The organism is Victivallis sp. (assembly GCF_048170485.1).
In the GTDB taxonomy this organism is placed as follows: domain Bacteria; phylum Verrucomicrobiota; class Lentisphaeria; order Victivallales; family Victivallaceae; genus Victivallis.
Window position 1 is genome coordinate 16,168 of sequence record NZ_DBEXAY010000239.1, and the last position, 13,603, is coordinate 29,770.

Annotated in this window: 14 protein-coding genes; 6 read left to right on the forward strand and 8 right to left on the reverse strand. The window is 63.3% G+C overall.

Annotated features, from left to right (window positions below):
* Positions 1 to 21: 21 nt before the first annotated feature.
* The 8 genes from ACMLHG_RS12520 to rpmF form a co-directional block, all read right to left on the reverse strand.
* Positions 22 to 624, reverse strand: a complete 603-nt coding sequence (locus ACMLHG_RS12520; RefSeq protein ID WP_295808545.1) for a single-stranded DNA-binding protein — start codon at positions 622 to 624, stop codon at positions 22 to 24.
* Positions 625 to 686: 62 nt separating this feature from the next.
* A complete protein-coding gene (rpsF, locus tag ACMLHG_RS12525; protein ID WP_295808542.1) occupies positions 687 to 1,016 on the reverse strand; it encodes a 30S ribosomal protein S6 in 330 nt (109 codons plus the stop codon).
* The gene (pth, locus tag ACMLHG_RS12530; RefSeq protein WP_294433341.1) at positions 1,013 to 1,636 is read right to left on the reverse strand and encodes an aminoacyl-tRNA hydrolase; all 624 of its coding nucleotides are present in this window, start codon (positions 1,634 to 1,636) and stop codon (positions 1,013 to 1,015) included. The genes rpsF and pth overlap by 4 nt, the downstream gene beginning before the upstream one ends.
* 31 nt (positions 1,637 to 1,667) lie before the next feature.
* Complete coding sequence (locus ACMLHG_RS12535) at positions 1,668 to 2,300, reverse strand: 50S ribosomal protein L25 (protein ID WP_417170700.1); 633 nt, start codon at positions 2,298 to 2,300, stop codon at positions 1,668 to 1,670.
* A 54-nt stretch (positions 2,301 to 2,354) separates the two neighbouring features.
* Complete coding sequence (locus ACMLHG_RS12540) at positions 2,355 to 3,407, reverse strand: ribose-phosphate diphosphokinase (protein ID WP_417170701.1); 1,053 nt, start codon at positions 3,405 to 3,407, stop codon at positions 2,355 to 2,357.
* 191 nt (positions 3,408 to 3,598) lie between these two features.
* Positions 3,599 to 4,585: a beta-ketoacyl-ACP synthase III gene (locus ACMLHG_RS12545; RefSeq protein WP_295808537.1), complete on the reverse strand. Its 987-nt coding sequence runs from the start codon at positions 4,583 to 4,585 to the stop codon at positions 3,599 to 3,601.
* Between the two features lie 24 nt (positions 4,586 to 4,609).
* Positions 4,610 to 5,659, reverse strand: coding sequence for a phosphate acyltransferase PlsX (plsX, locus tag ACMLHG_RS12550; RefSeq protein WP_294433337.1), 1,050 nt, complete (start codon positions 5,657 to 5,659; stop codon positions 4,610 to 4,612).
* A 58-nt stretch (positions 5,660 to 5,717) separates the two neighbouring features.
* Positions 5,718 to 5,897 (reverse strand): 50S ribosomal protein L32, encoded by a 180-nt coding sequence (gene rpmF, locus ACMLHG_RS12555; RefSeq protein ID WP_294433336.1) that lies wholly within the window; start codon positions 5,895 to 5,897, stop codon positions 5,718 to 5,720.
* 245 nt (positions 5,898 to 6,142) lie between these two features.
* Here rpmF and ACMLHG_RS12560 point away from each other — a divergent pair, with 245 nt between their 5' ends.
* From ACMLHG_RS12560 to ACMLHG_RS12585, 6 genes are all read left to right on the forward strand, one after another.
* Positions 6,143 to 7,126 (forward strand): ROK family protein, encoded by a 984-nt coding sequence (locus ACMLHG_RS12560; protein WP_417170702.1) that lies wholly within the window; start codon positions 6,143 to 6,145, stop codon positions 7,124 to 7,126.
* Positions 7,127 to 7,129: 3 nt separating this feature from the next.
* On the forward strand, positions 7,130 to 7,747 hold the full coding sequence (locus ACMLHG_RS12565) for an MBL fold metallo-hydrolase (protein WP_294433334.1): 618 nt from the start codon (positions 7,130 to 7,132) through the stop codon (positions 7,745 to 7,747).
* A 3-nt stretch (positions 7,748 to 7,750) separates the two neighbouring features.
* The gene (locus ACMLHG_RS12570; RefSeq protein ID WP_417170703.1) at positions 7,751 to 10,024 is read left to right on the forward strand and encodes an AMP-binding protein; all 2,274 of its coding nucleotides are present in this window, start codon (positions 7,751 to 7,753) and stop codon (positions 10,022 to 10,024) included.
* A 122-nt stretch (positions 10,025 to 10,146) separates the two neighbouring features.
* Positions 10,147 to 10,929: a DeoR/GlpR family DNA-binding transcription regulator gene (locus tag ACMLHG_RS12575; protein WP_417170704.1), complete on the forward strand. Its 783-nt coding sequence runs from the start codon at positions 10,147 to 10,149 to the stop codon at positions 10,927 to 10,929.
* A 38-nt stretch (positions 10,930 to 10,967) separates the two neighbouring features.
* Positions 10,968 to 13,271, forward strand: a complete 2,304-nt coding sequence (locus tag ACMLHG_RS12580; RefSeq protein ID WP_417170705.1) for an alpha-ketoacid dehydrogenase subunit alpha/beta — start codon at positions 10,968 to 10,970, stop codon at positions 13,269 to 13,271.
* A gap of 20 nt (positions 13,272 to 13,291) precedes the next feature.
* Positions 13,292 to 13,603: biotin/lipoyl-containing protein (locus ACMLHG_RS12585; protein WP_417170706.1), on the forward strand; the 312-nt coding region annotated here is incomplete at its 3' end.

A 13,603-nucleotide genomic window follows, 5' to 3' on the forward strand; every position in this document is an offset into this window, starting at 1 on the left:
CAACCAAACAACTCCCCTCTGTCAGAAGGGGATGTCGTCCTCCATTCCCTCATCGGGATTGAACGCACCTTCCGGCGGCATCGGCGGCATCGGCTGCTGCTGCCGGGGCATCCCGCCGGGAGCCGCCTGCGGCATCGGCTGCCGCGGCATCGCGGGACGGCTGTAGCCGCCCTGCTGCTGCGGAGCACCGTAGTTCCCGCCGCCGTTCCCGTAGGCCGGAGCGCCGCCGCCGTAACTGTTTCCGCCGCCGTTCCCGTAGGCCGGGGCGCCGCCGGCGTTGCCGCCGTCACTGCGGCGGTTCATAAACTGGATCTGCTCGGCGACCACCCGCAGTTTCGAGCGCTTGCCGCCGCCGTTGCGATCCTCCCACTGGTCGAGCTGGAGGCGCCCTTCGACCAGCACCTGCGAACCCTTTTCGAGATACTGCTTGCAGTTGGCGGCGCTTCTGCCCCAGACGACGACGTCGACGAAACAGGTGTCTTCCACCTCCTGTCCATTGCTGTTGACGTAGCGGCGACCGACGGCGAGCCCGAGCTCGCAGACCGATTGCCCGCTCGGCAGAGAACGCAGATCCGGATCCCGGGTCAGGTTGCCGAGCAGATAAACTTTATTCAGCGATGCCATGGATCGTATCTCCTGTGATTGAATTCGCGCAATAACCCCTCTTCAGCCGCATCGGCCGAAGCCTACTCCATCTTGAGCGAAACCGGACCGGCCGGAACCGTCTCAGGACGCTCGTCGGCGACGATCATATTGCGCAGAACACGCTCGTCAAGCTTGTACTTCTCCTTGATCGCAAGCACCTTGGAAGGCGCGAGCTCGAAGAGGAAATCAAAGTAGAGACCAGCCTTGCGCTTGTTGATCTCGTAGGTGAACTGGCGGCGCCCCATCGGAGTGGTCGACTCCAGCTTGCCGCCGAGATTCGCGATCAGCTCGGCAAATTCCTTGCTGAACGCCGCACCTTCGTCATCCGTCTTGCGGATGTCCAGAATGAATACCGCTTCGTATTTTTTCAAGATAAAACCTCTTTTTTTTGGTTTGTTTCACTTTCTTCGACCGGAGTCCACGCGTTGAACCGGTTCATCGCCCGGGCCATCCCCCCCGTCAGCACGGTGCGGACCGCTTCGGCCGCCGCCGCCAGCGAGGCTTCAAACCGCCTTTCCTCCTCGCCCTCGAACTTCGAGAGCACATAATCGACCGTCTCTCCGGGCTTCGGCCGCCCGATCCCGATCCGCAACCGGCGGAACGAGCTGCTGCCGAGCTCCGCAATAATCGACTTGAGTCCGTTGTGACCTCCATCGGCGCCGCCGTTGCGCAGCCGCAACCGCCCCACCGGCAGATCCAGATCGTCGGAAATCACCAGAATCGACTCCGGCTGAATTCCACTGCGCCGCGCCAGAAGCGCGACCGCCTGCCCGCTCAGGTTCATGAAGGTCAGCGGTTTCTGCAACAGCAGCGCCCGCCCGCGGAACTTCCCCGCCCAGACACTGCTCGATGCCGTGTGCCGCTCTTCGAACCGGCCGGCCGGAAATCCGGCCAGCAACCGGTCGATCACCATGAATCCGGCATTGTGACGGGTACCGGCATATTCGGGCCCGGGATTCCCCAGCCCTACAATCAAGCCGATCTCATCCATTCGTCACCTCTCCGCCGGATCCGCAGCCGGATTACTTCTCTTTCTCTTCGGCCTTCTTCTCGTTGATCGCCTCGGGCTCGGTCGCCTCAGCAGCAGGCTCCGCGACCTCTTCCTCCTTCGGCCGGACCACGTGGAACACGGTCGTCTCAGGATCGATGTCGACACGGACGCCTTCCGGCAGCACAAGATCCTTCACGTGCAGCGAATCACCGATCGCCAGAGCGGAAACATCAACCCGGATCGCTTCCGGCAGATGGTCCGGACGGCAGGTGACTTCCAGCTCATGCAGCTCCTGCTCGAGGATGCCGCCGTGCGCCGCACCAACCGATTCGCCGTGCGCGTGAATCGGAACGAAGTCGGTAATCTCCTCGTTCATATCCACCTCCTGGAAATCCACGTGCAGCACGTAGTTCTTGAGGTGGTTGAACTGAATCTCCTTCACCAGCGCCGGGATCTTCGCCGCCCCGTTGACCAGCGTCACCATGTGGGCGCCGTGGCCGGAAAGCACCTTCCACTCGTCGGCGTCGATCAGAAAAGACCGGCTCTCCTTGCCCTTGCTGTAGACGGAGACCGGAATCAGACCGGCCTTGCGGGCGCGGCGGGACGCGTTCTTGCCGAACTCCCGGCGCTCCTGCACCGCAATTTCATTGTTGACTTTGCTCATGGAATTCCTTTCTTGTTTCTTGGTAATTTTATGAGCTTTGCGTTGCTTTAATGCTTAGTGATTGATATAGAACAGCGAAGAAACCGACTTGCCGTCGTGAATGCGCCGGATCGCCTCGCCGAGCAGCGGAGCGATGCTGACCACCTTGATCTTGCCGCCGAGGTCGTCGACAATCGGAACCGCGTCGGTGGTGATCACCTGCTCGATTTCAGGCGTGGCCAGCAGCTTCTCCTTGCCGATGTCCGAAAGCAGGCAGTGCGAGACCGCGCAGTAGACCTTCGCCGCCCCGTTCGCCTTGAGAATCTTCGCCGCCGCGCAGAGGGTCCCCGCCGTGCTGGTGAGGTCGTCGGTGATGACGCAGATGCGGTCCTTGACGTCGCCGACCAGATGGCTCGACGCCACCGTCGTCGCATTGATCCGCCGCTTGGTCACCACGGCGAATCCCGCTTCGAGCATGTCGCCGTAGTTCATCGCCATCTTGGCGCTGCCCGAGTCGGGCGCGACCACGACACCGTTGTTGCCGATCAGTTTCTTCAGGTAGGGCACCAGCACCGGACGGGCGTAAAGATGGTCCACCGGAATGTCGAAGAAGCCCTGAATCTGCTGGGCATGAAGGTCCATCGTAATGATCCGGTCCGCACCGGCAACGGTCAGCAGATTCGCCACGAGCTTGGCGGTGATCGGAACCCGCGGCTTGTCCTTGCGGTCCTGCCGGGCGTAACCGAAGAAGGGAAGCACAGCGGTGATGCGCGCGGCGCTCGCCCGGCGGGCGGCGTCGATCATGATCAGCAGCTCCATGAGGTTGTCATTCGGCGGTTTGCAGGTGGGCTGAATCAGAAATGCATCGGCCCGCCGGACGTTCTCTTCGAACTGCACGAAGATCTCGCCGTCAGGGAAATGGGTCAGGTGCACCTTGCCCAGGCTGATGCCGAGATAGTTCGCAATCTGCTGTGAAAGCTCCGGATGCGCACTGCCGGAATACACACAAATGTGCTTTGCCTCTTCCATTGGATTTGTTCCATTGTTTTCGCATCCCCGGAGCCGGGCGCGAAAGAGGCCGATCAGCAGAAAACGCTCCGTCCGATTCGGCGAAAGCGTTCTCTTCAAGATAAACCTCGTGGCGCAGCCGCAGCAGAATTTCCGCCGCCGCTTCAGTCCGCTTGCAGGACTGAGGTTCCAGAAATGCAGGTTAACTGCAACAATGATATACTATATCACACAATCCGCCCTTTTTCAAGTCACGGAAAAGTGGAATCACGCCTCCCGGCGGGAGGCGTGCGCTTCGGGCACGATGCCCGTCAGTATTTCAGCAGCAGTGCGCCCCAGGTCAGGCCGCCGCCGAACGCGGTCAGCAGAACATAGTCGCCACGCTCGATCAGCCCGTTCCGCACCACCTCGTCGAGGCAGATGCCGATCGACGCGGCAGAGGTGTTCCCGTAATGGCTGATGTTCTCGTACACCCGCTCCTCCGGCACGTCGAGCCGCTGAGCGACCGCGTGAATGATCCGCTGATTGGCCTGATGCGGGATCACCAGCTTGACTTCCGAGGGAGCGACGCCCGCCTCTTCCAGCACCTTCCGGCTGGCGCTGACCATCGAGGGAACCGCCAGCTTGAAGGTCTCCTTGCCGGCCATGCGGATCGAGTGCATCCGCTCACGGACACTCTCCTCGCTAGCGGGCATCCGGCTGCCGCCGGCCGGCATCAGCAGAATGTCGCCGTAGTTGCCGTCGGCGTGAAGGTCACTGGCCAGCACGCAGCCCGGCTGGTCGTCATCGACATTTTCCAGCAGAACCGCTCCGGCACCGTCGCCGAAGAGCACGCAGGTGTTGCGGTCGGTCCAGTCGGTGATGCAGGAGAGCTTCTCCGCACCGCAGACGAGCACATATTTGTATTTGCGGTTCACCCGCATCAGCGAATAGGCCACTTCGAGCGAATACAGCAGCCCGGAACAGGCCGCTTCCAGATCGAAGCAGAACGCGCCGGGCGCTCCGAAACGCTTCTGCAGCAGACAGCCGGTTCCGGGAAACACATGATCAGGAGTGATGGTTGCCACAATGATGGCGGAAAGCTCCTCCCCCTTGACCCCGGCCATCTCCAGCGCCCGCGATCCGGCGATGTACGCCATATCGCTGGTCGCCTGATCCGGAGCGGCAATCCGCCGTTCCTGGATGCCGGTGCGGGTGCGAATCCACTCGTCACTGGTTTCCACCATCTTTTCCAAATCGGCGTTGGTCAACACCTTATCAGGGACATACGACCCGGTACCTGCAATTCTGATGCTCATTTACGCTCCCCGGCGTGTGAATGGTTATTTTCTGGACTTGCCGTCCGCAATTTTCTTTTCCAGCTCGGCGGTGGTGCAACCCGCCTCATTGATTTTCGCAACAATCCGCTCATTGAGCCCGAACGACACACACTCCCCGGCAACCCGGATGGCATTGCGGACCGCCTTCGGACTGGATGACCCATGCCCGATGATGCAGATCCCGTTGATGCCCAGCAGCGGAGCTCCGCCGATATCGTCGGCATCGCCGAACGCCTTGAGTTCGCGGAACGCATTCTTGGCCAGAATAGCTCCGACAATGCGCAGCGCATTCTTGGTCAGCACCCGTTTCAGCCAGAACATGGTGGACTTCGCCAGCCCCTCCACGCCCTTGAGCAGAACATTGCCGGCAAATCCGTCACTGATCAAAACGTCGGACGCCCCCTCAAAGACGACATCCGCCTCCACATTGCCGACAAAATTGATCGGCACCTCTTCCAGCAGCCGGAACGACTCCTTCGTCAGTTCGCACCCCTTGATGTCCTCCCCGCCGACGCTGAGCAGGCCGACCCGGGGGCGCTCCAGATGGAAGAGGTACTGGGCGTAGATCTCCCCCATCACGGCGAACTGCACGAGATTGACCGGCGTGCAGTCCGGATTGGCGCCGGCATCCATCAGGATGAAACGCCCTTCGCGGGAGGGAAGACTCGCCGCCAGCGCGGGCCGGTCGATCCCCGGCAGAGTCCGCACCAGCACCTTGGTCGCCGCCACGGTGGCTCCGGTGTGCCCCGGCGTCACCATCGCATCGACCTTCTTCTCTTTGAGAAGACGGGCGCAGACGGTGATCGAAGAATCCCGCTTGGCGCGCAACGAGATGGCGGAAGGCTCCGACATCTCGCAGACCGACGCGGCATGGACCACCGTCACCCGGGGATTCCCCGCAATGCCGTACTTCTCCAGATAAAACGCCAGTTTTTCCGCATGCCCGACCAGCACGAAATCATATTCGGGGAAATCGGTCAGGGCGATGGCGAGTCCTTCGACCACCACCCCCGGGGCGTAGTCTCCGCCCATGGCATCAACGGCAATCTTCATCTTCTCCGACACGCCTCAATTTGTTTCGACGAAGGCGTCTCCGGCCCGCAAACCGTGCTTACGCTTCGACGTTGAGAACCTGCTTGCCGTTGTAGCAGCCGCAGGAGGGGCAGACCCGGTGCGGCTCCGCCGGCGCGGAGCAGTTGGTGCAGAAGTTCGCCTGGACGCCTTCGTAGCGGTTGGCGGCCTTGCGCTGACGCTTCTTCATTCTCGAGGTTTTTCTTTTCGGAACAGCCATTTTATCAACTCCTTGGATTTCGTTGTTTTCCGCAACACTCCCGCATCCGAATCGCCGGCCCGGGTTTCAAGACAGAATCCATAATAAACAATTGAATATATCACAGTTTTGCCGATTTTCAAGGCGGCCGGATAAGATTCTCCATGAATAGCGACTCTTCCTCCCGACCGCCGGTTGAAAAAGTCCGATTCCGGCGGTACAATATAATGTGATAAAACAACTCAGCCAATCCGGGAACTCTCGATATGACTCAGAAATACCTGCTCGGCTTCGACATCGGCGGCACCAAATGCGCCGCCATCCTCGGAGCCATCCGCGACGGCGGAGAGCCTGAACCGCTCAGCCGCACCCAGTTTGCCACCCGCGAATGCGCCACGCCCGGCGAATGCATTGAAAAGCTCTGCCGCCTGGGGCTGGAGGCGCTCCGGCAGGCCGGACGCCGGCCCGGCGACCTCCACGGCGTCGGCATCTCCTGCGGCGGGCCGCTCGACAGCCGCCGCGGCATCATTCAGTCCCCGCCGAATCTGCCGGGGTGGGACAATGTCCCGATCTGCGCCATGGTCGCGGAGCGTTTCCCCTGCCCGGTCCGGCTTCAGAACGACGCCAACGCCGGAGCGGTCGCCGAATGGAAGTACGGGGCGGGAAAAGCGGTTCAATCGCTCATCTTCCTCACCTTCGGCACCGGTCTCGGCGCCGGGCTGATCCTCGACGGGCGTCTCTACTCCGGCGGCTGCGACCTCGCCGGGGAGTGCGGCCACATCCGCCTCGCCCCGTTCGGTCCGGTCGGCTTCGGCAAAGCGGGCTCCTTCGAAGGGTTCTGCTCCGGCGGCGGCATCGCTCAGCTCGCCGCCGTGCGGGCGAAGGAGGCGCTCCAGCGCGGCGAAAGGGTTCCCTGGTGCCCCACGCAGGCCGACCTGCCGAATATTACCGCAAAGACGGTCGGCATCGCCGCCGACGAAGGGGATCCTCTCGCACGCGCGATCTATTCCGAGTGCGGCAGCTGGCTCGGGCGCGGCCTCGCCCTTCTGGTCGATCTGCTCAATCCGGAACGGATCGTCATCGGCAGCATCTTCGCCCGCTCGGAAACGTGGATCCGTCCGGCGATGGAGGAGAACCTCCGGAGCGAGGCGATTCCGGCGGCGGCGGCCCACTGCCGGGTCGTGCCGGCACAGCTCGGCGAAAAGATCGGCGACTATGCGGCGCTCGCGCTGGCGACGGGGGAGTACTGAACCATGGAATTTCAGGTCCGGCAGCTCGCGGTAGGCGGATTCGACCACAACTTCTCCTATCTGGTGACGGCGGAGAACGGCGACGCCGCCCTGGTGGATCCGACCGGCGACGCGGAGATCATCCGCCGCGCGGTCGAAGCGGCCGGAGCGATCGTGCCGCGCTACATTCTGCTCACCCACGGTCACCTCGACCACCATCAGGCGCTCGGCGAAGCGGAAGGGTTCTTCCCCGCCCCGGTCGTCGCTCACCCCACCAATCCGATGGCGGGGAAGTTCCATCTGCGGGACCGGCAGGTTCTCCCCTTCGGCGACGCCGGAATCGAAGCGCTCTTCACCCCCGGCCACTCGCGCGATTCGGTCTGCTACCGGCTCACCGACAATTCGGCGCTTTTCACCGGAGACGTGCTGTTCGTCGGCTGCATCGGCTTCTGCCGGTCGCGCGACATGTACCGGTCGCTCACCCGGAAGATCCTTCCGCTGGACGATCGTCTCGTCGTCTATTCCGGGCACGACTACGGCCCGGTGCCGTTCCGCACGCTGGGCGAGGAAAAACGGGAGAACCCCTTCCTCAACTGCCCCGATCTCGAAACGTTTCAATCCCTGTTGCAACATCTGGAGTAGAGTATGTCCTGGAGCTCGTCCGCCGTATTCGCCGTGGAACTCATCCTGATCGCCGGGATGCTGATCTTCTTTCTGAATCCGGCGCTGACGCTGCGGCTGATCCTCCTGCTCCTGCGCTGCACGCTGCTCCGGCTGCGGCCCGACGGGAAGGAGAACATCCCCGCCTCCGGACCGGTTCTGCTGGTGGCGAATCACGTTTCGCTGATCGATCTCCTGCTGATTCAGTCGCTGACGCCCCGGCCGGTCCGGTTCATGATCCGGCAGGAGGTGATCGACGCACTGCCGCTGCTGCGCTTCCTCTTCTGGTACCTCGGCGTGATCCGGGTGCCGGACCAGCGGCGGCCGAAGGCGATGAGGCGCTTCCTCGAACGCGGCCGAGAGGAGCTCCGGCAGGGCGGCGTGCTCTGCCTCTTCCCGGAGGGGGGCATCTCCGGCAACGGCGTGCTGATGCGTTTCCGTTCCGGCGCGGCGCCGCTGCTGCCGCCGGGAATTCAGGTTTCGATCCTGCCGGTCCGCATCGGCATGCTGCACGGCCGGCTGCTCACGGTCTACCGGAAGAAGTTCCGGTTTCAGCGGCCGCTCCGCTTTCCGGTGCAGTTCCGGGTCACGGTCGGCGGACCGATTCCGCCGGAACTCTCCGCGTTCCAGCTCCGCCAGAAGATCTCCGAACTCGGCGCGGAAGCGGAGACCGGCCCCCAGCCCGGCGAGGTGCCGATCCACACCGCCTTCGCGTTTCAGGCGAAGCGACACCCCTTCCGGAGCACCTTCCGCGATGCCGACGGAACTGCGGTGCGCAACTTCGAACTGCTGGTGCGGAGCCTGCTCCTCTCCCGCCGGATCCGGGAACTCGACGAAGCTGGTTCCGGCTATGTCGGCGTACTGCTGCCAAACTGTTCGATCATGACGGCGCTGATGCTGGGGGTGCAGTTCGCCGACCGGACGCCGGCGGTCATCAACTTCAGCGCCGGCGCGGAGGTCGCCCTCGAAGCCGCCCGGCGCGCCGGAATCCGGCACATCCTCACCAGCCGGAAGTTCCTCGAAAAACTCGGCTGGAAACCGACGCCGGAGATGCTCTTCCTCGAAGATGTCGCAAAACAGGTCACGCCCGAAGAGAAGCGGCGCGTCCTGCTGCTCGCCATTCTGCTTCCCCGCCGGATGCTGGTGCGGCACTTCGCGCCGCTCTCCGGATTCAACGTGCGGCATGAAGCGGTTCTGCTCTTCTCGAGCGGTTCGACCGGGCGCCCGAAAGCGGTCATGCTCACCCACCGCAACATCAACTGCGACCTCTGGGCCTTCTGGCGGGTGATCGTCTGGCAGCGCAACCTCGACCGGGTGCTCGGCAACCTGCCGCTCTTCCACGCCTACGGTTTCACCGTGCTGTTCGCCTTCCCCGCCCTCTCCGGAACTCCGGTGATCTACGTGCCGAATCCGCTCGACGCGGCCACGACGGTCAAGGCGATCGCCGAATACAAGGTGACGCTGCTCACCGCGACGCCGACCTTCCTGCAGAACTACCTGCGCAAGGCGAAGGCCGGCGACCTGCGTTCGCTCCGGCTGGTCATCACCGGCGCGGAGAAGCTCCGGCCGGAACTCGCCGCCCGCTTCCACGAGATGACCGGTCTGGAGATCATCGAAGGATACGGCTGCACCGAACTCTCGCCGATCGTCACGATCAATCTGTGCAATTCGATCTTCCGCCTCGGCCGCCACGCCGACCACCCGGGCAGCATCGGCACGCCGCTGCCGGGAATCCACGCGCGGGTGGTCGATCCTGAGACCGGCGTCGAACTCGGCCCGGACCGGCCGGGGAGACTTCAGGTGAAAAGCGGCATCGTCATGAAAGGCTACCTCAACGACCCCAAGCTGACCGCCCGGGTGATCCGAGACGGCTATTACGACACCGGCGACATCGCCCGCATCGACGAGTCCGGTTACGTCTACATCACCGGGCGCGCCTCGCGCTTCAGCAAGATCGGCGGCGAAATGGTTCCGCACGAGCTGGTCGAAGAGGCGATCGCCGCCATCCGCGGCAGCGAGGAGCGGGAGGTCGCCGTCACCGGCCGGAGCGACCCCAGGCGGGGAGAACGGCTGGTGGTCTTCTACACGCCGGAGGATTTCGACTCGGCCGAAATCGTCGCCCGACTCCGCGAACAGAAACTGCCGAATCTCTGGATTCCCAAGCCGGAGGACTTCATCCGGATTCCCGCCCTGCCGCTCCTCGGCAGCGGCAAACTCGATCTGGGGCGGCTCGCCGAACTCGCCCGCACCCTGCCGTAACGGCGGAATCCCCGGTTGCTCTGCCCTGCTCTCCGCAGGGAACAGGGGGAACTTGTGATTTTTTCTTTCAAATTCTTTCAAAAACTTGCAAATTCGAAAATATGTGATTAAATTATGTCATCATGACAGAAAAAAACACCAGTTCACGCAAACTGCTTTCACCGGAGCGCGAGGAGCGAATCCTCGCCGCGCTCGGCGACGGCGTGCGCACCATCGCTGAACTCGCCGCGGAACTTCAGGTTTCCGAAGCGACGGTCCGGCGGGATCTCCAGTCGCTCGAACAGCGGGCGCTGGCCATGCGCGTGCACGGCGGAGCGGTCCGGATGCAGCACGGCCGGGTGGAGCCGTTGTTTCACGAGAAGACCGGCCGCCGCGCCGGAGAAAAGGAGCGCATCGCCGAACGCGCTCTCGAACTCATCGAAGAGAACGACTCCATCTATCTCGACGGCGGCAGCACCGTGCTCGCCCTCGCCCGGCGGCTGGGGGCGCGGCGCCATCTCACGATCGTCACCAATTCCTTGATGGCGGCGGCGGAGCTGATGGAGAGCGGCCACCGGCTGATCCTGCTGGGGGGAGAGTTCCGGCCGATTTCGCGCACGCTGGTCGGCCCGCTCACCGCGCCGGTGGGCGAAGCGCTCCACATCGACAAGGCGTTCTTCGGCACCATCGGCATCACGGCGGACGTGCTCTCCACCACCGATCCGGGCGAAGCGTACACCAAGAAGCTGATGCTGCGCCGGGCGCACAAGTCGATTCTGCTGGCCGATTCCGGGAAGTTCGGCTGCGCCTCCCTGGTTGCAAGCGGCTCCCTACGCGACCTCGACATCGTCATCACCGACCGCGGCCTGCCGCCGGAGTTCGCCCGGCTGCTCAAACGGAACAAAATCGAAGTGGTTACCCAGTAACATTATTCATAGAATCTTCTGGAAAGGGAAAAAAGGAAATGGCAAACAACTACTTCAGCGACCTCGGCCCGAACTTCCGCAAGACGACGCTCAAGTTCAAACCGATCCCGGCGTACGCCTACGACGGCACGCTCGCCGGAGAGTACAAGGCGAAGAAGATCTCCAAGGCCGAAGCGGCCGAACTGTATGAATCGATGCTGGTGATCCGCGAATTCGAAGAGATGATCCTCAAGTGCCGCACCGGCGCCTACGAAATCATCAGCGACTACGAATACCGCGGCCCGACCCACCTGTCGATCGGCCAAGAGGCGACCGCCGCCGGAGTCTGCTCCGAACTGGCGATCACCGACCTCATCACCAGCACCCACCGCGGTCACGGCGACTCGATCGCCAAGGGGTTCCACGCGATCAAACACATGAGCGAAGAGGAGCTGCACGCCCGCTGTCCTGAATTCGCCGCCCTCTCCGGCGAGGAGCTGCGCGAAGCGGTCATGGAGGATCACATCTTCCGCACCATCGCCGAACTCTTCGGCAAGGAGGCCGGTTACGGCAAGGGGCGCGGCGGCGGTATGCACATCGCCGACTTCCGCGTCGGACACCTCGGCGCGAATGCGATTGTCGGCGGCGGCATTCCGATCGCCACCGGAGCGGCGATGACCTGCCGCATCGACGAGAAGATGAAGGGGCGCGTGGTCTGCTCCTTCGCCGGTGACGGCGCCTACTCCAACGGCGTCGTGCTCGAATCGCTCAACTGGGCCAGCCAGGATCAGTTCAACGGACCGCTGGCGAAGACCAAGTTCGGCCTGCCGATCATCTACTGCCTGATCAACAACCATTACGGCATGACCGGCCGCGCCGACGGCGAAGTGACCGGCGTCGACCATCTGGCCCGCCGTGCCGCCGGGTTCGACAACGACAACATGCACGCCGAAGTGGTCAACGGCATGGACATCATGGCGGTGCGCGACGCGATCGTCCGCGCCCGGGAGATCGTCGAAAAGGGCGAAGGCCCGGTGCTGCTCGAGTTCGACACCTACCGCTACTACGGCCACTCGCTCAGCGACCCGCGCAACGAATACCGCACCCGCGAGGAGGAGGCGCGCTGGAAGGAGGTCGACCCGGTCGAAACCTTCCGCCGGAACCTGCTCGAAGCGAAGATCATGACCGAGAAGGAGCTCAAGGCGCTCGAGGAGAAGGTCGCCGCGCGCAACGCCCGCGCCGCCCGCCGCGCCGCCGACGCCCCGGACCCGGATCCGGCCGACGTGATCAAGTACATGTACACCGACGGCACCAGTGATGTGGTTCCGGAGGAATACGCCGCCGCCAGCGTCAAGGTCGACGACCCCGCGCCGCGCGCCAAGCGGGACGCCAACGGTCTTACCACCTACAAGGACGCGATCAAGGAGGGCATCGTCGAAGAGATGCTCCGCGACCGGCGCGTGGTGCTCTTCGGCGAAGACGTGGCCGAATATGGCGGCGCCTTCAAGCTCTCCAAGGGGATGATCGACACCTTCGGCCGCGACCGGGTCTTCAACACCCCGATCTCCGAAGCGTGCATCTGCGGCACCGCAGTCGGCATGGCGATGACCGGCTACCGGCCGATCGCGGAGCTCATGTACATGGACTTCGCCCTGATGTCCTCCGACCAGATCTCCAACCAGGCCGCCAAGTGGCACTACATGACCGGCGCCTCGACCGAGGTTCCGCTGGTGATCCGGTGCAGCGTCGGCGGCGGCAAGGGGTACGGCGGGCAGCACTCGCAGTCGCTCGAATCGATGTTCGCGCATATTCCCGGCACCTACGTCGCCTACCCGTCGAACCCCTATGACGCCAAGGGCATGATCAAAACCGCGATCCGCACCAACAATCCGGTGGTGTTCGTCGAAGGTCAGCTGCTCTACAACGTCAAGGGAGTGGTTCCGGAAGAGGACTACACCGTTCCCTTCGGCGTGGCGAACGTGGTCCGCGAAGGCTCCGACGTCACCATCGTGAGCTGGGGTCCGGCAGTCGCCGACGCGGTCAAAGCCGCCGACAAGCTGGCCGAAGAGGGGATCAGCGTCGAAATCATCGACCCGCGCACGCTGGTGCCGTTCGACTGGGAGACGGTCTTCGAATCGGTCCGCAAAACCGGCCGTTGCATCGCGCTCAGCCAGTGCGTCGACATCGGCAGCTTCACCGGCGAGATCGTCTCGCAGGTCACCGCGAACTGCTTCGACTCGCTCGACGCCCCGGTGCTCAAGGTCGGTGCGAAGAACGGCATCGCGCCGCAGGCGTATTCGCTCGAGAAGGCGTTCCTGCCGAGCGTCGACGAGATCATCGCCGCGGTCCGGAAACTTTACTGAAGAATGTGAGGTCCTGAATTATGGCTACCAAGATACCGGTTCCGAAACTCGGCCAGTCCGAGGAGACCGTGACCATCGCCTCCTGGCAGGTCAAGGAGGGCGATGCGATCAAGAAGGGAGATGTGCTCTTCCAGGTGGAAACCGACAAAGCGGTGCTCGACGTCGAATCCCAGTTCGAGGGGACGATCCTCAAGATCGTCACTCCAGCGGGCGTGGAGGTTCCCGTGATGACCACCGCCGCCATCATCGGCGCGCCGGGCGAGGAGATTCCGGCGGAGATGCTCGCCGCCGCCCCCAAGGCCGCTCCGGCTCCGGCACCGGCCCCGGCGCCG